Annotated in this window: 18 protein-coding genes; 2 read left to right on the top strand and 16 right to left on the bottom strand. The window is 43.7% G+C overall.

Annotated elements, in window-relative coordinates; genetic code table 11:
• Window positions 1-8 precede the first annotated feature (8 nt).
• From BUB22_RS14805 to BUB22_RS17150, 7 genes are all read right to left on the bottom strand, one after another.
• Entirely contained in the window at window positions 9-3,044 is a 3,036-nt protein-coding gene (locus BUB22_RS14805; protein ID WP_073116337.1) for an FISUMP domain-containing protein, read from the bottom strand.
• Window positions 3,044-5,086 (bottom strand): fibrobacter succinogenes major paralogous domain-containing protein, encoded by a 2,043-nt coding sequence (locus BUB22_RS14800; protein WP_139259035.1) that lies wholly within the window; start codon window positions 5,084-5,086, stop codon window positions 3,044-3,046. Before BUB22_RS14800 ends, BUB22_RS14805 begins: the two co-directional genes overlap by 1 nt.
• A gap of 85 nt (window positions 5,087-5,171) precedes the next feature.
• Window positions 5,172-5,930, bottom strand: a complete 759-nt coding sequence (locus tag BUB22_RS14795) for a thioredoxin family protein (RefSeq protein WP_083535577.1) — start codon at window positions 5,928-5,930, stop codon at window positions 5,172-5,174.
• 174 nt (window positions 5,931-6,104) lie between these two features.
• Window positions 6,105-7,202 (bottom strand): PDDEXK nuclease domain-containing protein, encoded by a 1,098-nt coding sequence (locus BUB22_RS14790; protein WP_073116331.1) that lies wholly within the window; start codon window positions 7,200-7,202, stop codon window positions 6,105-6,107.
• A gap of 508 nt (window positions 7,203-7,710) precedes the next feature.
• Entirely contained in the window at window positions 7,711-8,070 is a 360-nt protein-coding gene (locus tag BUB22_RS14785; RefSeq protein ID WP_072813438.1) for a hypothetical protein, read from the bottom strand.
• Window positions 8,071-8,208: 138 nt separating this feature from the next.
• The gene (locus tag BUB22_RS14780; protein ID WP_254794765.1) at window positions 8,209-9,198 is read right to left on the bottom strand and encodes an ATP-binding protein; all 990 of its coding nucleotides are present in this window, start codon (window positions 9,196-9,198) and stop codon (window positions 8,209-8,211) included.
• A 224-nt stretch (window positions 9,199-9,422) separates the two neighbouring features.
• On the bottom strand, window positions 9,423-9,593 hold the full coding sequence (locus BUB22_RS17150; protein ID WP_254794764.1) for an ATP-binding protein: 171 nt from the start codon (window positions 9,591-9,593) through the stop codon (window positions 9,423-9,425).
• Window positions 9,594-9,812: 219 nt separating this feature from the next.
• Here BUB22_RS17150 and BUB22_RS14775 point away from each other — a divergent pair, with 219 nt between their 5' ends.
• Both BUB22_RS14775 and BUB22_RS14770 read left to right on the top strand, forming a co-directional pair.
• Window positions 9,813-10,418 (top strand): nuclease-related domain-containing protein, encoded by a 606-nt coding sequence (locus BUB22_RS14775; RefSeq protein ID WP_073116329.1) that lies wholly within the window; start codon window positions 9,813-9,815, stop codon window positions 10,416-10,418.
• Window positions 10,415-10,600, top strand: coding sequence for a hypothetical protein (locus BUB22_RS14770; protein ID WP_073116328.1), 186 nt, complete (start codon window positions 10,415-10,417; stop codon window positions 10,598-10,600). The genes BUB22_RS14775 and BUB22_RS14770 overlap by 4 nt, the downstream gene beginning before the upstream one ends.
• A 6-nt stretch (window positions 10,601-10,606) precedes the next feature.
• Here the strand turns inward: BUB22_RS14770 and BUB22_RS14765 are convergent, their stop codons facing one another.
• The 9 genes from BUB22_RS14765 to BUB22_RS14725 form a co-directional block, all read right to left on the bottom strand.
• On the bottom strand, window positions 10,607-10,990 hold the full coding sequence (locus BUB22_RS14765; protein WP_139259034.1) for a hypothetical protein: 384 nt from the start codon (window positions 10,988-10,990) through the stop codon (window positions 10,607-10,609).
• 26 nt (window positions 10,991-11,016) lie between these two features.
• Window positions 11,017-11,592 carry a PIN domain-containing protein gene (locus BUB22_RS14760; RefSeq protein WP_073116326.1) on the bottom strand — a complete coding sequence of 192 codons (576 nt, stop codon included), beginning with the start codon at window positions 11,590-11,592 and terminating at the stop codon, window positions 11,017-11,019.
• 24 nt (window positions 11,593-11,616) lie between these two features.
• Entirely contained in the window at window positions 11,617-13,005 is a 1,389-nt protein-coding gene (locus BUB22_RS14755) for a 5-methylcytosine restriction system specificity protein McrC (protein WP_073116325.1), read from the bottom strand.
• 2 nt (window positions 13,006-13,007) lie between these two features.
• A complete protein-coding gene (locus tag BUB22_RS14750; protein WP_073116324.1) occupies window positions 13,008-15,815 on the bottom strand; it encodes an McrB family protein in 2,808 nt (935 codons plus the stop codon).
• 16 nt (window positions 15,816-15,831) lie between these two features.
• A complete protein-coding gene (locus tag BUB22_RS14745) occupies window positions 15,832-16,665 on the bottom strand; it encodes a hypothetical protein (protein ID WP_073116323.1) in 834 nt (277 codons plus the stop codon).
• A gap of 64 nt (window positions 16,666-16,729) precedes the next feature.
• The gene (locus tag BUB22_RS14740; RefSeq protein ID WP_073116322.1) at window positions 16,730-17,431 is read right to left on the bottom strand and encodes a M48 family metallopeptidase; all 702 of its coding nucleotides are present in this window, start codon (window positions 17,429-17,431) and stop codon (window positions 16,730-16,732) included.
• Window positions 17,431-20,526 (bottom strand): type I restriction endonuclease subunit R, encoded by a 3,096-nt coding sequence (locus tag BUB22_RS14735; protein WP_083535575.1) that lies wholly within the window; start codon window positions 20,524-20,526, stop codon window positions 17,431-17,433. The genes BUB22_RS14740 and BUB22_RS14735 overlap by 1 nt, the downstream gene beginning before the upstream one ends.
• A 67-nt stretch (window positions 20,527-20,593) precedes the next feature.
• Complete coding sequence (locus BUB22_RS14730) at window positions 20,594-21,436, bottom strand: AlbA family DNA-binding domain-containing protein (RefSeq protein ID WP_083535574.1); 843 nt, start codon at window positions 21,434-21,436, stop codon at window positions 20,594-20,596.
• Window positions 21,437-21,452: 16 nt separating this feature from the next.
• Entirely contained in the window at window positions 21,453-21,755 is a 303-nt protein-coding gene (locus BUB22_RS14725) for a hypothetical protein (RefSeq protein ID WP_139259033.1), read from the bottom strand.
• Between the last annotated feature and the right edge of the window lie 144 nt (window positions 21,756-21,899).

Below are 21,899 nucleotides of genomic sequence, written 5' to 3'. Positions count from 1 at the left end.
CCTACTCCTTAGTCGTCCTTAATGCAACGAACTGCGTTCAAAGTTCTTTTTACCACATAGTCTTTAAACTTGAGGGAATATTTCTTTTCAAACACAACAGGATAGGCGTTTGGCTTACTATACGAGACTGGAGTCGACTGCCAGAATGTCGCGAGTTTGGTCCTGTCAGAAACGGCACTCACCGTGTCGTAGGCAAGTGACGAATCTCTCCCTACAGTGAGCGTCCTTTGCATACAGAGGTTAAGCCCAATAACATCATCATCCTCGTAGAAGTCGCTATAATTCGCATAGTATGTCCGGACATCTAGGTCAAAATTATACATCTCCGTATAAGAAGGCAAATGCCACCCCTCCATACAGATTCCACGAATAGTTCCACTATCGAAAAGGCTATCCGTATATTGCCTATCGTACTCTTTATCGAGCCCCATTGCCGTAGACCAGGAATAATACACCGTGTCGTTATCGCCAATCGTCTCGACAGGGTACGGGCTGTTTGCAGTATAGGCATAACCGACCGTAGGCAAGTAGGCCAGGTTCTCTGCCATCCACGTCTTTCCAAGAATCGTTATGGCGGCATAGACTCTACCATCTCGCTTATCCGTCACATGGAACGTGTCGGCAGGGACCCACTTAGAATTATGGCAAACGCTGTTTGTCAAGCCATTAGGCTCAACAAGTCCTTCATTCTCCTCGTTACAAGGGGGCATGTAGTTGACCTGACTTTGCGTCTTCCATGAGTAATACGGGTATCCTGAATCCTCGCACCGCTTATGGACGCCATTCCTTAATGTAACTTCCATACCCTCAATTTCTTTACTACAATAAGTCCCTGCCAGCGAATCTGCCTGAGTAAACAAAATCCAACTACTTTTTCTGGCCAGAGTGTCGCAAATGAATCTCTTTCCAAGGTAGACCGTGTCTTTCCCGTGAGCCTTTCTATCACATTCCCCAAAAAGGCGTGAATAATGCGAATTGTATGATTCACCTACACTGATATTCCCAATACTACATTCATATGTCAAATTGTCTGTAAAGTACGTGAAATCTTCACTGGGAGTACAAACCTTATATTCCAGTTCCACGGGGTACAGCTTTCTTTTTTTCCATGTATCATGGTAGCAAGTAAAGACAGAATCTTCCGTCACCCGTGTAAACACGGAATCAATGGGACAATAACCAAATCTCCTTTCATTTTCATTCAGCACATATTCCGACCAGGTCGACACGAAGCAAGTGTATATCGCAGTATCTAGGTAAACTTTATAAGTCGTATCGGCCGGGCAAATACCCAACATTCTTTCATATCTATTCAGTTGACGTTTGGTCCATGTTCCGCCGTTACAGACATAGGTGACAGAATCCTCATCTATCACGTATGCCGTGTCATATTCGCAAACCCCAAACCTCAATTCAGCCTCAGACGCCTTTTTGAAGGTGTATAGTTTTTTAGCATCTAATTTGCATATATATTTCTGATCGCGGTCCGTGTATATCTTGCCGTATTCCTCAATCGTGCACGATACGGAATCCGCACGTTCTTCAAAGAGCCGGTGCTCAATTTCTTGCCAGCTTTGGGCAAGGTGATTACACAGGTATTCCTTATGGCCCACAAATGCCGTCGTATCCCACCGGGTAGAATCGCACCGGGGCAACATAGTTATGTTACTGCAGTCACGCCACGCATTCAAAGTCGACTCGCATCTGACATAGTTGTCATTGTAAATAACAGTTTCTCCATAGCGGTCTTCTGTGCAGAAACCGAGCGCCTTATTGTAGCCATCTTCGTCCGAGTCCCACGCAAAGAATATGCCCGAGGCGGTATAAACACTTTTAGTATTACAGTAATACTGGATGGTATCTAACTTGACTATGGTGCCGCTCATGGATTTCAAACAAAACCCGTACACATCAAGGACCGTAGCACGTTGCCATTCCGCCGTATTCCTGCAGACAAACGTCGTATTGGAATCGGCCTTGGCAATAGTCCCGAATACCCCAGAATAACATTCGCCCAGTACCGAGGCGGGGTATTGCAGGGCCACCCAACCGGAATCGGAACAGGCATACCGCGTTCCGCTCATGGTCACGTCCTCGTGCCTATTGCCACTCAGGCAGGGCCTGCCGATATCTTCCAGCCCGGCCAATACCCACTTTCCCTTGGAGCAGGTGTACAGGGAATCCGACCGGCCCTTATAAAGGTACTTCTCGCCATCTTCGCATACGGTATAGTTTCTGGTAAATTCCCACTCGCCCGCAATGCAGTCAAAGGCGGAATCACTTTCAATGACATAGACAATACGGCCGTCATTGATTTTCGAGCATGCAGGCAAATCGCCCTTCTTCTCGGTAATCGATTTCTGCTTCATGCAACGCACGCTACCAAAGCGCCCGTCGTCCTTCTTCACTACCCACTGGCCCTCTTTGGGGACTACGACGATACTGTCGTCGCGCGTCATGTAGAATGCCGTGTCGTTGATACCCGTACAGGCAAGCATGTCGTCCCTGCCCTTCACGCAGCTGCCGGCATATACAGGCTTGTAGTCGTCCTTGGATTCAAGCAGCAGCCTGTAGTCCGCAGCACGGGGCACCTCGTAACCATCGGGGCAGAGCGCGGCCGCATCGTCAACCTCGAGGTACAGCCTTCCGTAACCTTTGCACAGGGAATCCGCATAGTCATAGCAGGTGCTTGTCGGGTGCATCGCCTTGCTGTCGAGATTTTCGAGAGTCCACACGTCAACTCCCGAAGTCATCAGGGTGTAGACCTTGCCGCCATCCTTGTCCACAACGGCGCTGCCCTGGCCGTATTCACTCAGGTCGATGGAATCCGTTTCGCTGATGGGGCCGTCCTGCACGTCGACAATGGTTTCGACGCTGCTGCTGGAGCCCTTCGCGTCGGTCCCCTTCCCAGCGCTACTGCTGCTTTCGGATTCTATGTCGTCGCGGTTGCTCAAAAATTCAGAATCGTCGTCACCGCAGGCATAGAGCGCCATTGCCATTGCAATGCCACAGGAGGCAAGGAGTGTCTTCTTGATAGTATTCATTACCTGCCCTCCCCGACGTTCAATTGTAGGCGATATGTGCTAGGATCCTTGAACCTGCGCCAGTCCTCCTGGAGGCAGATGAACTTTTCGCCATCGAATTCCTTGACGGTTTCATCGTTATTAGTGTTACACACGCCATATTTTGCTTCAAGGGCCGATATATTGCGCCAGCCCTTTTCGGTGCAGGTGACCCGGCCATAGTCCTTCGATGTGGCGAGTTCCCCCATGTTCTTTGTCGTACACAGGGGCAGGTCATCGAAGTAATTGTGCCAGTAACCGGCTCCTCCACAGTAGTACTCCCTTGCCCCAGGTTCGGAATAGGAATAGACCTTGCCCTCGTCTTCCTTATAGCATTTTGGGAATTCTTTATACGAAAGCGTATAATTCGAATTAACCGTATCGTAATAACAGATCTGAGTCTTCGTATACGGTTTTTCGGGGTCGTCTTGACCGTCCATTACGTGCCTGTTGTTTTTCCCGATACAGACCATCACGCTGTCATAGGTATTTTCCAATGTACCTACGTACATCCACCCTGAAGATCGGCATATACTATAATAGTCGCCAGACTTGACGATTGTCCCGGTCATAGTAGAATCACATTCGCCAACTACGACCTCTAGCGAGTATATGACCCAGCCCGTAGAGTCACAGATGTACTGCATTTTTGCGCTATTGTAGGTACCGTTTTCGAACATGAACAATTTTTCGGGGGTGCATGCGCCAAAGCGTTCTTCCAGTTCGGTGTAACGCGACCAACCATTCCCGCGGCAAATATACCGCGTGTTCTTGAAGTCAATCGTGTCGTTCATGTGCACCGAGGAACTGTCGTCGCAACTCCCTACATAGTCACTGAGTTCCGCCTTTCTCCATTCGTTGCTGTCGCAGTGGTACAGCTCTATATTGATTCCCGCAATCACCGTGTCGTTGACTCCGGCCCTCCGATTGTTGCAGACCCCGATGGAATCCTCCAGCGGCGTGAGGTTGCGCCAAGATTCTCCCGTGCAGTAGTAATTTACGCCGTTGAACCACATCAGCGAATCCTTGGTCTTGTCGGTGCACTTGTCGGGCGAATACTCCAGGTCCGCCACCTGCCAGATACCGTCCAGGCAAATCATCATCGTGTCGTTATAGACAATGGACTTACCCTTGCTGGGGCAGCTTTCGCTAAAGTCCGGGAGCCACCCCTTTTCCGGATAGCAGCGGTAGTTTTCCTTTTCGCTGAACACGTAAACCCGCGTCTCCGGATTCCGCCGGGTAGTATCACAGGCGGGCAGTTCCCTTTTCGACTCTACAAAGTCAGGATAGCCCACGCAGCGGATATTGTAGAAACTGGAATCCTTCGCCTTGATGAACGAGGCCTTTTCCCTACCCTTCTTCCTCATGTAGACCTTTCCGTCCGATGCCAGGTAGTAGCCGGTCGTATCCTTACCAGAGCACCTGAGTACGCTATCCATTGCGCAGGAGCCACCGTACTTGAGGTCCATCAGCGTATCGATTACGGCGTACTTTGCGCGGTAACTTTCCAGGACGTTCCATTCCCTTATCGTGGGCAGGCGCGTACTGTCGGGGCATGCCCGCTCGGTCTTGCTGTCTGTCGCCAGAAACAGGCGCCCGTAATCTCTACAGTTGCCGTTCTGCCTGTTGTAGCAAACGCTACTGTCCCCGGTCGCCTTTTCGGTTACCCTCTGCGAGTACCATACGATGTTGCCCGTACGTATCCTGTAGGTATAGGAACCCGTGTACCTGTCATATACCGTGTCTATCGAGAAATCCCCGGTCGCCTCCAGGTTCGACTTGATATAGTATTCCTTGTCGGTCGTGTCCCGTTTCGCTTCGGGTTCCGACTTTGCGCCCGGCTCTTGATTGTCGCCCGGTTCCTGCTTTTCACCAGGCTCCTGCTTGTCGCCTGTGTCCGGGTCCTCGTTCCCTGAAATTTCCGCATCGGCAGGTTCGCTCGTTCCGCCGAAGTCGTCCGACTCATCTGAACCGCACGCCCAAAAAGCCAAGCATGCAGCCAGCCCTAGCCAAGAAATTCTCATCCTCACTCCCTTGCCCTGTTGGGGGCAACAAGTTTCCTATGGATAAGATAACAAAAAATGGGCTTGTTTCACAAAACGGAAACGACTACTGGCAACTAAATCCCTGCAGTTCGAGGCCCGCGCGCATCTCGCCGTAAGTAGACGTGCGCTTCATGTCCATGGCCTTCATGAATCGGCAGTTGTTGTCGATATGGATGCGGAAACCCGTCATAGTGGGTTCCACCTCGCCCTTCCCGCTGGCACGCACGTGTTCCATCATCTGCACGCGCCGGCTTTCCATCGCCGGCGGCACAAACACGTCCGTCACGATATCCACATTCTCAATTTCGTAATCGCCGAACACGAAGGAGATGGTCACCAAGTTCTTGAGCCCGTTGAACTGGCCCGGAGTCTTGCACACCATGTTGCGTTTCGCGTTCTTGACCTTCTTCTGCTTGGCGGCGGGTTTTGCCAGCGGACTCGGCGTGTATTGCAGGGCAGAGAGCAGTTCCTCTTCCTTCACCGCGCCCACCAGCTGGTTTACAATCTTGCCGTCGCGCACCATGAAGAACGTCGGGAACGCGCGAATCGGGAGCGTAGCCTTGATCTTGTCGATGCCCGGTTCGTCGATGCCCACCGTCGCAATCTTGATGTCTGGGTAATTCTTCGCGATGCCGATGAGCGTCGGGATCATGATGAGGCACGGCGGGCAACTCGTAGAAGTGATATCCAGGATGACCGGCTTCTTGGACTGCAGAACCTCACTCTCGAAGTTGGCGTCGTTCACCTTGACAATCTTGATGTCCTCGGCCGCGAACGCCGCCACGGCCATAATGCAAAGCAAAAAAGCGAAATGTCTTTTCATAGCGTTACCTTCTACACCGAAAAGATACAACTTTTCGCGACGGACGGTTGTTATAGGATTTTCTGATAACCAATTTTTCAGCAACTTGCTGAGTAATTGAAAAAATTTTCATTAACCTTTACATTAACCCTATTGTTAACCCTATTGTTAACCTCTTCATTTTAATACATTCTTTCACAAAGAAGAAAGTCTCTGTTCAAGTTCCTCGATGGTAGGCATTGTTCCCTCTACCTTTTCGGGGTAGAACTTCTCCAGTTCGTATTCAGATATACTGATAGGTTGCGTCCTTGATTCCAGTGCGTACTGTGCCTGCACCTTGTCCTTTTCCTTGCAAATCAGCAGACCGATTGTCGGGTTGTCGCGCCCTTCCTTTTTAAGGATATGGTTGCATGCCACCATGTATCCGCCCAGTTGCCCGATATCGGCAAACTCGAACCGCCCGATTTTCACCTCGACAACGACATAGCAAGAGAGATTCAGGTTGTAAAAAAGCAAATCCATGAACTTCTCCCTTTCGCCCACCATAATGCCATATTCTCTGCCGACATAGGCAAATCCCGTGCCCAGTTCTACCAAAAAACGGGTAATATTGTTCAGCAGACTATCTTTCAACAATTTTTCGTTGTAGCGGCCCGTAATACCCGTAAACGCGAAATTGTAAGGATCTTTCGTCAGTTCCTGAGCCAGGTCGCTTGTCGCTGCAGGGAGAGTCCGTCCAAAATTCGTCAGCGCCTTTCCCTGACGCTCGTAAAGGTCGGTAGAGAGCGCATTCAAGAGCGTAGAGCGGCTCCAGCCATTTTCTACCGTCTGGCGGGCAAAAAACAGGGCCTTTTGAGGATTTTCCTTGAACTTGTCCATTAAGACAACGTGATGTCCCCACGGAATTGAAAAGATGTCATGGGCAATTTGCTCAACAACTTGTTGAGTAATTGGAAAATCTTCCTTTTGTTCCCCGATCTTGGGTGCATTTTCCAAATAGGGGCGATACATAAGATAAAAGTTCTTCATGTACAGAATGTTCGTGGGAGAAAAACAAGTGGCACTGGGAATCTGAGCCTTTAAGTCTCGGCTCAGATTCTTCATGAAGCCGCTGCCCCATTTGCTTTCGGCCTGCTTGGTTACAATATCGCGCCCCAGTTCCCAGTAGTAGCGCAACATTTCGCTATTAACCTTCACCGCAGCCTTAATTTGGCTCTTGCGGTAACGGGTAGAGAGTTCCTTTACCCAGCGGGTGTAATCCTTGTCCAAGATATTGATGGACTTCTTTGCCATTTTGCCTCCATTTGACCGCTTTGGCGGTCGATTGATGTTAGAGGCGTCCCCTTTATTCCGAAAATCCGAAATAAAAAAACGCACTAAGCCGAGAGCAGCGGAAATAAACTTGTTTATTTCCATTGCCGAGGCCAAATGCGTTGCGTTATAAACGCAAAGACGCATTTTTCCATTAGACGGAAAAACACGTCGGGCATTAATGTACCTAATATCCCCAAAACTGGCAAGGGGCCTAATGAAATTTTACAAAGAGCTTCAACTACTTCGCGTAGCCCACGGGGTTGTTCAGCAAGGGCACCTGCGGGAATATCGGGGCACTGCATGCGACTTGATTCAGCGGAACTACTGGACTTAGCCGAGCTGCTCGAATTATCTTGGCGGGAGCTCGAAGAAATCTTGGTAGATTCTTCGACACTGGAGGAGGATTCCTCTTCGTCGTCATACTTGCTCCCTATTGTAGAAAATATATATACGTTTATCAATACACATTACAATACATGTTGTAATTCTAGCCCTCCCGTTTCTTCAACTTCAATTTATTTATTACCTTCGAAACCTCCAACACCACATCCGTGTACTTTGACTTTTTCGTGTCGAAGCAAAGGTCTTTATCTACGTCAATGAATCTTATGCAATTTCCTCCGGGGAAACGCAAAGAATATGACACCCCCTTATATGTACTGCATATCTCTTCAAAGAATTCTACAATCTTGCGAGATTCATCTTTTTCTTTTTGCAACGGCGTAAAAATTCGCTCTATTTTATCGTACAATTTTTGTTCTTCTTCAGTGAAGCCGCTTTCACCATCAGCATATTGTCCCCAGTAATACATCATTTCAACTTCTTGTTCTGTAAATGTATAGTTCATTTTTTCCTCGTTTTTATGATTAAGTTTACAGTTTTTGGATGCGTCCAAAACATTATGATGTTGCTCTTTTTTTTAAGTCCTATTCTAAAACTAAATCCACGGCTATGCCGCGTCAAGAGCTTGAACTGTTACTCAATTTTAGAGTACGTTTTCAATTATTTCCCAATATCCGGTTTTATTACTGCCGACTCTCTTCAGAACACCCAATTTCTGTAGTTTCGTTATACTTCTGGTGACAGAGACACGGTGAAGATTTAGCTGTTCGGCAATTTCAATTTGAGTAATTATCGGATTACTCAAGATTTTTTCAAGAATTTTCTTTTGACTATCGGTCAGTTTTATTGTAGCGTTTATTGTAGCGTTTATTGTAGCGTTTGTTGTAGCGTTTGTTGTAGCCTTTACAGTCGGGTTTATTGTCGGCTGCCCTTCATTCAGTTCAAACGGGGTCACGTTAATCCTATTGAACGGAATCGTCACCACGATGAAATTCTTTTCAATTTTTATGGATTCGCGGCCATACGCCCCAACAATCTTCGGAACGCCGCGCCCCGACCGTTCACTCAGCCGCAACTGCAAGAACATCGAGGCGAGAATTTCATTGACAGGAATACTCACACCCTTGTAGAAGCCCTCCAAATCCTGCTCAAGACCAAGACCGCCATGTGAAAGAATCTCAATGCGATCCGTAAAGACACTAATCATTGGAGCATTCATTCCCAACCACTTGTTGTGAATAAACGCGTTCAAAACCGCTTCATGGAATGCCTCGTAATCAAAGAGGGGTATATCCTTCCGTTCAGAAATACGACCGCGTTCATCTGCCTGGATGATGTTGATGGCATCGCCGTATTCTAGGATCTTATCCATCGCATACAAAATGCAAGTGTTCCCATATTCCTTAACCGAGAAAAGCGTGTCAGCCTTGCTTTTGCCACTAAAAACAGACACTCGAATCGGTATATCGTTTACATCCGAAAGCAGCAACGCCATGATATTGTAGCGTCCGTCGGCAGTTAAAAGCTTGAGCGACTTCTTGAATGTTTCCTTTCGCAAAGCAACCCCTTTCGCGCCATAATACATGAACAATTTTTCAAAAGTCAGTTCCTGCGCATAATCGGGAGCAGCCATACTGACAATCGTTGGAATGCCGTTCGACAACGTGTTCAAAAGGCGAATCTCCCATTCAGGGAACTTCGAAAGTTTCTCTTTGCTAGAACCGATTCGGATAAAAGCTTGCGATAGGAACTTCGTCGGAACAGATCTCGCCGCAGGGACAGACAACAAAACAAGACGTTTGCCATCAATCTGAGCCTCTTCGACCTCAAAAGCGACGCTCGGCTTTAAATTCCGTGCTAAATAATGCTTGAAAGGTTCATGATCGACGTCAATGCAGCCCCGTTCGAAATCGCCGAAATGTACTCGCCAATCTCGTCCTTTGAAAACCAGCTTTCCTTAAAGTCCAACCACTCATATTCATGCGGAAGGGCCACCAAGTTCTTTATAAGGTCCTCTAATTTTGCCATAAGTTGATGCAGCCTCCATTTGACCGCTTTGGCGGCCGATTGATGTTAGAGGCGTCCCCTTTATTCCGAAAGTCCGAAATAAAAAAAAGACGCATTTTTCCATTAGACGGAAAAACACGTCGGGCATTAATGTACCTAATATTTGAAAAACTGGCAAGAGGGGCAAGAAAATTTTACAGAGCGAACTATTCCTAACGCAAAAAGTATATATTCTATTACATGATAACGTTTATAGTCATTCTCGGTGCAATCGTCTTTTGCATGTGGTTCTTCCAGAACCAGATTGTCGGGCACATCGGCGAGAAGCACACAGCAAACAGAATCCGCGCCATCAGCAAGGGTACCGTCTTCAGGGATGTCTATGTGGAAGGGAGCCATGGCGTACAGCAAATCGACATTATCGCCGTGACCGAGAAAGGCATCCTCGTCGTAGAAAAGAAGACATACATCGGGCTGATTGTCGGCAGCGCCTACGACAAGCAATGGACAGTAATCGCAGGCTGGGGAAAAAAGAAATACTCGATGAAGAATCCGCACCACCAGAATTACGGGCATATCATGGCCCTACATGAAAAGTTCCCGGCACTCAAGGACAAGTTCATCGACCTCGTGATATTCGGGAACAACGCGAAACTCGGCGACAGAATCCCCGAAGACACAATCCGCGACAGGGATTTCAAGAAGTTCTACAGGAACCTGCCGACACGAATGAACACCCAGGAAATTGAAAGCGCCGCCCAAACCCTCGCCACCCTCAATAAGGACAGGGCAAGACTCAAGGCGAAGCACAAGCAAAAAATCCGGCAGAAGAGGAAAGGCCAATGACTCAAAAACTCTGGAACACCTGCAAGAAATGCGGCTGCGACAAGCCCGAAGACACCGAAAAGCTTTGCGAACAGTGCAAGGCTAACCGGCGGCAATTCTGGAGCGACCTCAAGAAAGTCGGTGGAGTAGCCGCTGGCGCCCTCCTGGTTGTCTTCGCCGGCGGGAAACTAAGAAAGAAGTAAAAAGATTTATCTTTCCAATCTGTCTATAACAGCTTGTAATGGGCCTGAAATTTTTCCATTATCAAGTCGAATCGCAACATTAACGCATCTTCGAGCTTTTGAGAACTCTCTCAAATCCGCATAAGCCGCAGCAATATTTGTTAGAAAAACAGAAGTAATAAATTCTCTTCCAAGTTTTTTCTTTGCCTCTACAGCCAAGTCTATAACGCTCGCTGAGTTCCCAATTCTTCTATAACATAGCCCCATCATGGGAAGGATTGACTTAAATCTATTTTTATTATCACTCGTTACGAGTTTGAAAGCATCTTCATAACAAAGAACCGCTTTGGTGAAGTCATTCTTTTTGTATGCTTCGTCACCTTCATTTAGCAAACGTTCAAACTCGCCCATTTTTTTTCTCCTTTTATACTCAAAAATCAAAGATAAGTTACCTTACCCTTTTCATCAATATCAAGGAAGTTTTTCTTTTTCAAAGAATCAATAATCTCGTTAGCAACCCCATCGTCACTAACTTCTAGCCATTTCTTTATTGCCGATTGTAACGTTTTCAATTTCGCCGGTTTTGACACAGTCAAAATTTTTGCTTTGATGAACCCCACTGGATCTTTCTTTATTTCCTTCATTTTCTTGACCAATGGTATATCAACCATGGATTCTACACGATCAATGAAGAAACCTAAGCCCTTCATGTAGTTTATCAAAGCGTCAAAGCCCGTGTCTTTTGAAACTATATGGAAAAAAGGCTTTGGGACAACTAGTGACATTTGCCCCAGATAATATGCAATATGGAAATCAAGAGCATTATCACCAGTTAAACTTATAGGAATCCATCTTAGTCGATTCCCAAATTTTTGAGCGCTCTGAACAAGCAATGCAGAAACTTTTTTCTGCAAGGCTCCAATGAAAACACATATTTCAGAATCTATCTCAAAAACATCATCTAGATTCTGTACTTGAAGATTCTCATAATCTATAAGAATAATGTTTTTCATGTTACCCCACCCTTATCAAAATAATTAATCCATCGCTTTGGATAAGTCATCATTTATTTTTTCTTCTGCTTTTTCCATATTCTCACGAAAATCTTTAAAATTTCCATTTGCATCAGGAACAACGAACGGCACAATCGTTAATTTTACTGAATCATCATTATAAAGGGTTAAAGTCTTGGGTTCTTGAATTCCCTCACCGTTCTTCACTGGATGAATTAGGAATCCCTGTTTTGACTTAAAACGGAACAAATATGCAAGCATCTGGAAGGAATCATCACGGCCAATCCCTCCATCTAGGGGTTTATACTTGGCATCAATAATTGCTTTTGCAGAATCAACCTGTCCTTTCGCTTTGTCACAGCCGACCATAAAATCAGGAAATATCCAGCGCCGATTTTGATCACCATCGTTCTTGAACAAATATTGAGCGCCTTCGTGTGTTCGATTGTTGGGATGTTTCAAATCAACTTTCAATCCTTTCTTCAACACACGATTCAAGTATTCTTCCCACAAACTAGCCCCATCAAACAAAATACCGTTTATCTGATTGGTAGCATTCTCTCCATAACTCAATTTTTTATGCATTAAGATGGCTAGGCATAGCTTGCGAAGCGGTTCATAAGCTGTATAATAAGGATGTGTTATCGGGCGAAGATTTTTCGAAATAATTTGTTGTCGAGCGTTCCTATTATAACTAGATGTTGCGTGCTCAATTAATCTTACATTATCGGATGTTCCAGGAATTAAACTGCCATTTAGAACCGAATCTCCAAATGAAAGAGACCGAATATACTCAATTGTATGGCGAACCAGCTGTGTTACGAAATTGTTCGTAGTATATTCACGAGTATGATAGGCAATTTTCCCATTGAATGGCATGTTGCAGCGAATATGACGAGCGACATCAATTGGCCCACGAACATTCGCATCATTGTATTCTCGTGTCACATACGCACGATAAACACCCTGTTTCATCGCCACACTCAAATATGCAGGGAACAAGTAATACAGGAAGTCAAAGAAAGAATCTTCGCCAGAATGCGTTCTAGGCGTATATGCCACATTGCAGATTTTCTGCAACATGTAATGCAGAAAATAATTCTTGTCACCTGAATCAAATCGAGATGTTATATTGATGCGGACATCATTCATAAGGCTCATAAAGCCCATGATATTGCCCGTTGAAAATTTTGGGTTTTCTTTGTCAGAATAATCTACATCAAAAACGACATCTTTATCATCTAAATCAATCTCTTTTGAAAGAGGCGGATAAATAATAAATCCAGTTTCCTTACTGGACAGGAACTTTAGATTTTTCCCATCAATGACATCTAGGGCCTCTCGAAATTTTTCGAGAGAGCCACTAAACTTCCGTCCTTGGGATTTTTTGTTATCTTCTAAAGAGATTAACATTATTATTTGGATTCAGATTCTTCTTTCTTGGGAGCACTAGTTTCTGGATGCAAAAAAGCATTCTCCAATGCTTTAATTTTTTCTCCATTTTCATCCATACCGCGCAAATACTCTGTGACAAGTCCCTTTATATGGTAATCCCAAAGCATCTGAATGTCACCCTTGTAATCTTTCAATTTCAAGAAATATGCAGGGCCAATATCATATGCATGAGAAAGGCCAACAGTTTCAGAGCCGATCACTTCATTCAGCGCATTCATTCGCTTTTCAGCTTCATCAGCATATTCTCCAATGCCATTTTCAGGATCTTTTAGCATATCTGCGCGTTTTGAGGCTGAAATCTCTATGAACGCAAAGCGGCGGCGCATTGCAAAATCCATACATTCAACACTGCGGTCAATATCGTTCATTGTACCGATGATGTAAACGTTTTCGGGAACATAAAATCCATTTGCAAAAACATCTCCACTCGGCACAAGATTTTGATACTGCGTTTTTATACGGCCAATTTCTCCACGATACCCAGGATCTATAGAGAAGAATAGTTCGCCAAAAATCTTGGACATTTCGCCACGATTGATTTCATCGATGATAAAAACAAATTTTTTACTTTGCGATGTTTCGGTATTTTCCCCCTCTTGATACTCCTTGAGTCCCAAAGTATCCTTCATATATTTGACTATAGCTTTTCGATAATTATCAAAGCCTTTCTTTGGAGTCCCTGGCAAGCCTCGATATACATTATAACATTGTTCATAATTAAAGAAACGCGTTGTATCCCTAGTGAATTTACCAGAGTCTTCATCTTTAAGCATTGTCACAAAGCCATCACCATCAGAATTTAGGGCGATGTAGAAGTTCCCTTTCCCACTAATCAGAGGAATCTGAATCACATTGTCTGTTTCCAGTTTTGCAACAATCTTTTGGAAACTTTCTTCAAAATTATCGGTTACACCTATTTTTGCTGTTTCTATTGCTTTTTTACAAAAAACTTTAAAAACACCATCTTTATGTTCAAAGCCATCGGCCTTGCCATTCTCTCCCTTTGCCGGACGAATGCCTTCTACAAAATCAGTGTAATCAAAGGATTGATGGAACTGAATCATTTCATATTCAGCACCTATTTCTTTAGCAATTTGTTTCGCTAGATATGTTTTTCCCGTTCCCGGCGCACCATGAAGAATAATGTTGTAATTTGCTAACAATAATTTTGCATATTCAGATTTTTCTTGTACTACCGGAATCAAATCCATATTCAATTTTTCTAGTGCGAAATTTTTTAATTCCAGCAATTTATCGCTACACTCTTGCATTGTTTTTCGGTATTTTCCATATTCATTTCCATCAAAATCAACTTCTGGTGAAATTCTTACCCAATCAACATCACAACGATACCAATCAGGCCGTTCTTTTGTATTGACCATATCAGATTTCACAACACCAATTGCAAAAACTTTTATAAAAGGCGTTTTATGTCCGGGCCCCTTTGTTGAACTTGTATTAGCAATCAAAATATCGTCTTTTCTCACTTTTCGAATGTTGCTTAATGTATCACATTCGCCACCTTCCCAATAATGATTTTCAACCAATGCATCAATCTGGTTTCCTCCACCAAACGACGTTCCCGCAATCCAAAATCTTCGTTTGACATTTGCAGATTCGATAAGTTCCTTTAAATTCAAAGAATGCCAAAGAATCACACCATACAATCTCGTTTGATTTTGTGGATTGACACACACAGCATTTTCCAAAGAGAATTCATCAAAAAAACGAAGCAGTGCGCCATCTGTCTTTTCAATTTTTAATATAGAACAAGCCATTTCTCGCTTTTTATCATTTAGCGGAATTAAATGGGTTGGGTCTAAACAAAAATCAAACACTCTTTGGGCAGAATCGCCAACCTCTTTTCCCAATTTATATCTCGATAGTGCACGAGCTAAAGGAACCTTATTCGAATAGAGGTCTAATTTGATAGGAGACTTTTCTTTAATCGTCTCAATAGTTTGAATTAGCAATTTTTTTTCAGATTCGCTTAAAGAAACAATTTCCGCTTCCAATTCACTATCTTGATGTTTTGTTGGATTAGGAATCCTTGAAAGCGGCTCAATCTTTTCAGAATCTATATCTGCATTAAGCCACTCTGACAGTTTATTTTTTTGTTCCTGATATATAAAATCGTTACTGTTTATTATCTGCTGTATTTCTGCATCGTCTTTATGATTTTCCCACCATTTACGAATCAAATTTACAGCTTTTAAATTCAAAGTTGTTTTTATGAATTTCCCTAAAATACTTGCCTTCAATTCATTAGTTTCTTTTTCTGAAACAAGATTTCCATTAATTATTTGCTGGAAGAAATCACTAAGTTCATCCTCGTAATTAAGCTTGTTCTTTTTAAAACAATACGAAATATAAATTGTATTTTTTGCTTTTCCCAATGTAAAATATGTTTGAATAAATAGGCTTTTTTCTCTAATAAGTTTTCCACCATCTTCATCAAACTTTTTATCATAATAAGGCCTATATTCTTTACTTAGGTAATTTTCCATATCCCCCTTTCTTACGGAGGAATATCTTTCGAGACAAAGCCAAAAAACAATATCGTCTTCTTTTATAGATTTGTCTTCAGTAATCCATCCGTCACTACACCAAAGAGAAATTTCCCCTATTTGATCATCGTCATAATTCCATTTATGAAGCGTGCAATAAACATCCTCATTGTCCGATTCTACTATGACACTAGTCGCTTTATCCCCAAAATGGTCGTTCAGGAAAGACTGGCACGCCTTCTTTAGTACTTCTATATCCATTAGTTGAACCTCCTTTTTAAAATTCCCATTTATTCTTTTGAGCTTTAAGCTCTTTAATAAATTCATTTTTCAACGATTTAACATCATCAATACCATCATGGCGATAATATCTACCCGAAGAAATCAACCACAAAATTTTATCAATTTTATATGGTGTAACAGATTCGCCAGCTTCACAACATCTTTCTGAAATTTTTGATACAGTTTCAAAGACATCAAGTTTGTTACAATCACAAATACCGGCTTTTGAAAAAATGTCCACTAAGTGAGTATCAGGCTTACAATACTCATAAAAACCGAGTTCTTTCAATGCATCACATGCTAACGCAAAACCGAAACCACTTATACGTTCTGATATTAATAGGGACAAAGCCATTCTTGTATTCACATTAGAATTAAAAGACATCACGAATTCCCTAAATTCATTAGCATCCTTAAATTTTATCAGAAATTTAGCTGAATCTATAATGGAACGACTCCATCTGTACCAATAACTCTTTTTATTGTAAGGTCCTAGTTTAAATCTACTTCTAAACACTTGATATAAAGAATCTACGTCATAATCCTTTACAACTCTTGACGCATTATAGTTGAACAGAATTATTCTTATTTCATCTTTTCTTTCTTTTAAATTTATTGAATTAGGGGCGCCTTGGTAGTTCTGTGCAGATTCGATAAATCTAGCGAAAATATCTCCAACACTTTTGAAGTTGTCATTATCCGCCTTAAAATATTCTTCTAGTTCTTCAGCCGTCATTCCCACAGGAAGATGACGTTCCAAAAACAAACGTACAAAGTTATAAAATTGGAATGAATCACATCTATTCGTCATTTCTTTTATTTGATTCATAACGTCTGTCCTGTTATCATATGTTTAATATATATTCAAAAATACAATTTATCGAAAAATTTTCTCACCCTTCCAATCGTTTTTTCCGTTCTTCCCAGTCGGGCATGAACGTCGCTAGTTGCTGGTAGAACTTTTTGGAATGGTTCGGGTAAAGGAAATGCGTAAATTCGTGCGTAACGACATATTCAATGCACGACACTGGCATGGCGATTAGTGCAGTATTGAATGTCACGAATCCTTTTTTCGGAGAACAGGAACCCCAGCGAGAAACCATTTCGCGGAGCTGGATTTCTGGGAATGCGATGCCATATTTTTTTACTTGTGGGTAAACTTTCTTGCAAATTGCCGTTATTTCGTCTTTGCATTTTTTGCGGAGCCATGTTTCGAGCACACGTTTTTTTAAATCGGCGTCTTGCACGTCTTTAACATATAAAATTACGTAACTTTCGTCTGATTCTACTTTACTGCGCGATGCATTCTTTACCTTGAGTCGCAAGTTGCGGCCTAAGAATTTGACAGTTTCCCCATTGACAAAACTGTGTTCTGAAACGGTATCGCGGTTCTTGTCCTTGAACTTTTTGAGCGCGCGCAATATGTACGCCGATTTTTCCATAACGAATGCGTCAACCATCTTCGCTGCCACATCTTTGGGTGCCGACACATAAACACATTGGTCGGCACGGATACGCAGATTAATATTCTTGACAGGCTTTCGCTCAAGCGTATAACTTATCGCGTTGCCATCTGCCTCAACGGTACGGAGCATCAAAATCTCCTCATGGCGACATTCAGCACGCTTTCTGTGATTTTGTCGATATCGTCAAAATCTACGGCAAATCCCTTGTCGTTTTCGAGCTCATAGAACAAGTCGTCGATATCTTGCCTAATACGGTTGTGGATATCGATATTCGTCTTCCAGTCAACGGTATCATGTGTCCGCACTATCTGCGTTATCTTCTGCGAAATAGTCGTGATGGTTTCAGAATCCATATTGTATTTTTCAGAAAGTACAGGCATGGTAACGCCATAAAATGCTTGCGCATCCAAATCACCTGCAATCTTTTCCGGGAATTTCTGTTTGGTGTCGCCTCTTCGGAAATCTCCCAGCACTTCAAACATTTGCTTGAGGTATTCCTTTTCCGAGAGAATCCTGTTCTTGAACTCTTCCAAGACGGCATTAATCCTCCTAGAAAAACTCTCGTAGAATGCGGGGTCTTCGTCGTACTTCAACTTTATGCGCTTTGTAAGGTGCGACACGATGGCATCGGCCTTAGACCTATCCGACGGCAACTTCTCGATGACCTTGTTAAAATCTCCGATGTTCATAATGTCAATCGGTTCATAAATCTGCTGCACATCTTTCACAGACATGTAGGTGTCTAGCAAATTCCGCATCTGGGGTTCGTATTCCGAATTGTCCAATGCATCGGCATAGCGAAGCTTTACACTTTGGCGAATCTTCGTGAAAAATACAAATGCGTCATGGAACATCCGTATTTCAGAACGTTCAAAGGCAGCAAAAGCCTTTTCAGAATTCATCACCATGGAGAATGCACGGCCAAAAACGCAGAGAGCATCGTAGAACTTGGCACGGACTTCTGTATCTGCCAAAAAGATTTCAATCTCTTCCGTATCCTTCCTGTTCTTGACTGGCGCAAAAATATCCCAGAGTTGCGAATACGTCTCGCGGAGGCGTGCCACGCAAGCCATGACATCGACAACGACACCCTTGATGTCTGCCGAATCGTAATTTTCAAGTCCGGCACCACTATACACTTCCATGGCGGCGTCCAACTTGCTAATTAGGCCTCGATAATCTACAATCAGGCCAAAATCCTTGCCTTCGTAAAGGCGGTTTGTGCGGGCAATCGCCTGTAGCAGCCCATGATCCTTAAGTTCCTTGTCTATGTAAAGGACCTGCGTTCTCGGAGCGTCATAACCCGTAAGCAACTTGCTGCAGACAATCAAGATGTCAATTTCGCCATCGTAGAACTGGCTTTTCAGCGTATCCTCGTAGTCATCGGCATCATCATATTGCTTCATCATCTTGTTCCAGAAGCTTACGACAAGGTCATCGGAACTTTCGTCAACATCGTCATGACCTTCGCGCATATCCGGGGCCGAAATCACCACCTCCGTTCTGATGTCGCACAGGGTATCGAAAATTTGCTTGTAGCGCACGGCATCACGTTTAAAATTACATGCCAGCATCGCCTTGAATCCCGATTCCTTGAAACCGTCCATAAAATGCTGGTAAATATCTATTGCCACACGCCGAATACGCGAATCGCTAGATGTAAGTTTCTGGATGCTGCTCCACTTCGCTTTCAGTTCTGCAATCTGCGACTTGTTCAGCTTCTTCGTCACCATTTTGAACCACAAATCGATATTTTCTTCATCAACTTTCTGGTCCACAAAGCGACCTTCGTATATCAGCGGGACAATTGCCTTGTCTTCGACACCATCCTTAATCGTGTATTTGTGAATCAGCTTGCCGAACTTATGCAAGGTGTTTTTTTCGTTTTTCAGAAGCGGCGTGCCGGTAAAGCCGATATAGCAGGCGTTCGGGAATACCGTTCGCATCTTGGTCGCGAGCGAGCCGTAGTTCGAACGGTGGCTTTCATCAACAAGGACAAAAATATCCCTGGAATTGTTCTTGACGCCCTGATTATCTACCGTATTGAACTTGTTGATAATTGATGTAATGACGTCGGCCTTGCCTTCGTTAATTAGGTCGCAAAGGTTTTTGCCGCTTGTAGCACGGGCCGGCGTCAGGCGCGTGTGCGTAAACGTCTTTGCAATCTGCTTGTCAAGTTCCTTACGGTCGGTCACGACAATCACTTTGGGGCTTACCGAACTCAGTTCTTCAAGAATATACTTGGAGACCATTACCATGGTGAGCGACTTGCCCGAACCTTGCGTATGCCAGATGACGCCACTCTGACGGTTGCCTGCCGGGTCATTTTCGGCAATGGTTTTCATAATCGCCTCTACCGCAAAGAACTGCTGGTATCGGCAAATCTTTTTCACATTGGCATCGTAAACGACAAAATACTTCGCGAACTTGCGCAAGCGTTCTTTTTCGAACAGCGAAATCAACGTCTTGTCTTGTTCCGTCGGGACACGCCCCGCCACAATCTGATCGACAAGGTTCGTTTGCCATTCCGTGTCCTGCTCGCGCCATATATTCCAGAATTTTTTCCCGGTACCCACAGTCGCATACTTGACCGCATTCTTGTTTGTTGCGACAACCATCTGCACGTACTTGAACAGCTGCGGAATATACTCCGCTTTTTGGTTGCGGATATTCTGCTCGACACCCTTTTCTTCAGAAATATCGGGAGCCTTGCACTCGATAACGGCAAAGGGAATTCCATTCACAAACACAACAATATCGGGGCGGGCGTTTTTCTGTTTGTCCCAACTGTCGCAAGAGAATTCCTCCGTCACATGGAAAACGTTGTTTTCGAAATTTTCCCAATCGATATAGTTCAGGTTGAAACTTTTTGTTGTCCCATCCACCAATTTTTCCTGATAACTCTTGCCAAGCATCAGCGCATCGTAAATGCGTTCGCTCGTTTTTACCAGCCCCTCGGTTAACGGGACATCAAGTTCTGCAATAGCCCTTTCGATGTTCTCGGCAGAAAACTTGTAAGTAATGTCATTGTATTCAAACTGGTTGATTTTCTGGAGCTGCTTGCGGAGAATATCCTTGAGCAATACATTGTATTGCGTGCCACGCTCCTGGGCCGCCTCTTCGGGCGAAATGTAGGTATAGCCCAGCTTCGCCAGCACTTCGATTGCGGGGTACTTGCTTGCATTATCTTCAAGCATCAAATCTGATTGATTTGTAAAGCTCATAAATCTCGTTCCTTTTAACCTAATGTGCCATTTAATATGCCGTTTTTATCCGCCAAGCATAGTCTTACTAACGATCGCTTCGAAGATTTCTGTGCATTTCTGCATAGATTTTTAGAGTTTGCTTGAATATTGCAACATCTTCAGAGTCTTCAAAATCAATAAAATTTGGACTTCCACAATACAGCCGCTCGTTCAACTTTAGGCATATTCCTCCACGACCATTCCACACCTCTTCAATAAACGATATCGGAATATCGATAGATCTATATCCATTCTGATCAAGGCGAATTTCATTTTCTGAATTATGGATCCATTCAAATCGCCATTCTATCTTATTATTCGCTATTGGAGCAGGGTATACATTCACTTTCCCGCCAGAAGGAATATATTTCTTCAATTTAAGATACATTGCCCTAGTTTTATTATCGACCATTCTCTTTTCAACCTCTTCAAATGTCATAAACTGATTGCCAAATTCCGTTCGATACGGGAAACTGTATTGTCGTCTATCCCTATCCAGGCAAACGCCAACGAGGTTTATCGAAGGTTCAACGTTCACAGCAACAATAAGATTGCCAGAAACCACAATCGGCACCACTTGGACATCTATCTTCGGAGAAATGATTTCATTAATGCGCGTATGAACCAGTTTCTTTATTTCCTCTGCATCAACATTAGGAGCAAAGCCTGACGCGACTTTCAAACCGTTTATTTTCTTTTCAGCAACACCAATCAGCAATGTTCCGCCGTATGTATTAGCAAAAGCAGCCAAGTCAATAGCAGCATCAGCAGAATCTTTAGGATTAAAAGCCTGCTTATAATCCCAATGAACCCCTTCTGGAGTCTCACTCAAATGGATAAGACTTTCAAAATCTTGTGCAGTTTTAAAAGGTTTGTAAAGCATTGTCATCTTTTCCGCCTGTCAATTAACCAATCTCTTCCAAGCACAAAGTCACATTCGCTAATTGTTGCGTCCAGAAAGCATGAGCCATGCCATTCTTATATGTCTGATTTTGCATTCTTATTTGTTTTATATTCCTTATCGAAGTCTCGCGCAAATCCTCAAATGCTTTTTTCATAGTTTGACTAGTAATTTTATCCAAATAGCACGCAGGAATCAAATGGGCCATCAAACGATTTGGTTCTCTATCAGGGCGAGCATCATTAGCAATGAAAGCTTTTTCTGTAGCAGGAATGGCAAACAAGTCCTTCAAATGAAGTGTATTCAAAACCACAAAACCCTTTTGATGCGGCAATTCCCCTACAGGTATTTTACAATTGGATTTGTAGGTTTTTTAATAGTGGGTTCATGAACAACCATATTCATTACCGGTTAAGTTAAAATATATCCTTTTTTCTTGTTAAGTGGTATA

Origin of the sequence: Fibrobacter sp. UWCM (assembly GCF_900129735.1) — a bacterium.
Classification (GTDB): domain Bacteria; phylum Fibrobacterota; class Fibrobacteria; order Fibrobacterales; family Fibrobacteraceae; genus Fibrobacter.
The sequence above is the reverse complement of the archived record's forward strand: the minus strand, read 5'-3'. Positions and strand labels throughout refer to the sequence as shown.

Excerpts from the sequence above, each read along its gene's own strand:
- BUB22_RS14805 (WP_073116337.1), bottom strand. The coding sequence starts at position 3,044 with ATGAATACTATCAAGAAGACACTCCTTGCCTCCTGTGGCATTGCAATG.
- BUB22_RS14800 (WP_139259035.1), bottom strand. The coding sequence starts at position 5,086 with ATGAGAATTTCTTGGCTAGGGCTGGCTGCATGCTTGGCTTTTTGGGCG.
- BUB22_RS14795 (WP_083535577.1), bottom strand. The coding sequence starts at position 5,930 with ATGAAAAGACATTTCGCTTTTTTGCTTTGCATTATGGCCGTGGCGGCG.
- BUB22_RS14790 (WP_073116331.1), bottom strand. The coding sequence starts at position 7,202 with ATGGCAAAGAAGTCCATCAATATCTTGGACAAGGATTACACCCGCTGG.
- BUB22_RS14785 (WP_072813438.1), bottom strand. The coding sequence starts at position 8,070 with ATGAACTATACATTTACAGAACAAGAAGTTGAAATGATGTATTACTGG.
- BUB22_RS14780 (WP_254794765.1), bottom strand. The coding sequence starts at position 9,198 with ATGGCTGCTCCCGATTATGCGCAGGAACTGACTTTTGAAAAATTGTTC.
- BUB22_RS17150 (WP_254794764.1), bottom strand. The coding sequence starts at position 9,593 with ATGGCAAAATTAGAGGACCTTATAAAGAACTTGGTGGCCCTTCCGCAT.
- BUB22_RS14775 (WP_073116329.1), top strand. The coding sequence starts at position 9,813 with ATGATAACGTTTATAGTCATTCTCGGTGCAATCGTCTTTTGCATGTGG.
- BUB22_RS14770 (WP_073116328.1), top strand. The coding sequence starts at position 10,415 with ATGACTCAAAAACTCTGGAACACCTGCAAGAAATGCGGCTGCGACAAG.
- BUB22_RS14765 (WP_139259034.1), bottom strand. The coding sequence starts at position 10,990 with ATGGGCGAGTTTGAACGTTTGCTAAATGAAGGTGACGAAGCATACAAA.
- BUB22_RS14760 (WP_073116326.1), bottom strand. The coding sequence starts at position 11,592 with ATGAAAAACATTATTCTTATAGATTATGAGAATCTTCAAGTACAGAAT.
- BUB22_RS14755 (WP_073116325.1), bottom strand. The coding sequence starts at position 13,005 with ATGTTAATCTCTTTAGAAGATAACAAAAAATCCCAAGGACGGAAGTTT.
- BUB22_RS14750 (WP_073116324.1), bottom strand. The coding sequence starts at position 15,815 with ATGGATATAGAAGTACTAAAGAAGGCGTGCCAGTCTTTCCTGAACGAC.
- BUB22_RS14745 (WP_073116323.1), bottom strand. The coding sequence starts at position 16,665 with ATGAATCAAATAAAAGAAATGACGAATAGATGTGATTCATTCCAATTT.
- BUB22_RS14740 (WP_073116322.1), bottom strand. The coding sequence starts at position 17,431 with ATGCTCCGTACCGTTGAGGCAGATGGCAACGCGATAAGTTATACGCTT.
- BUB22_RS14735 (WP_083535575.1), bottom strand. The coding sequence starts at position 20,526 with ATGAGCTTTACAAATCAATCAGATTTGATGCTTGAAGATAATGCAAGC.
- BUB22_RS14730 (WP_083535574.1), bottom strand. The coding sequence starts at position 21,436 with ATGACAATGCTTTACAAACCTTTTAAAACTGCACAAGATTTTGAAAGT.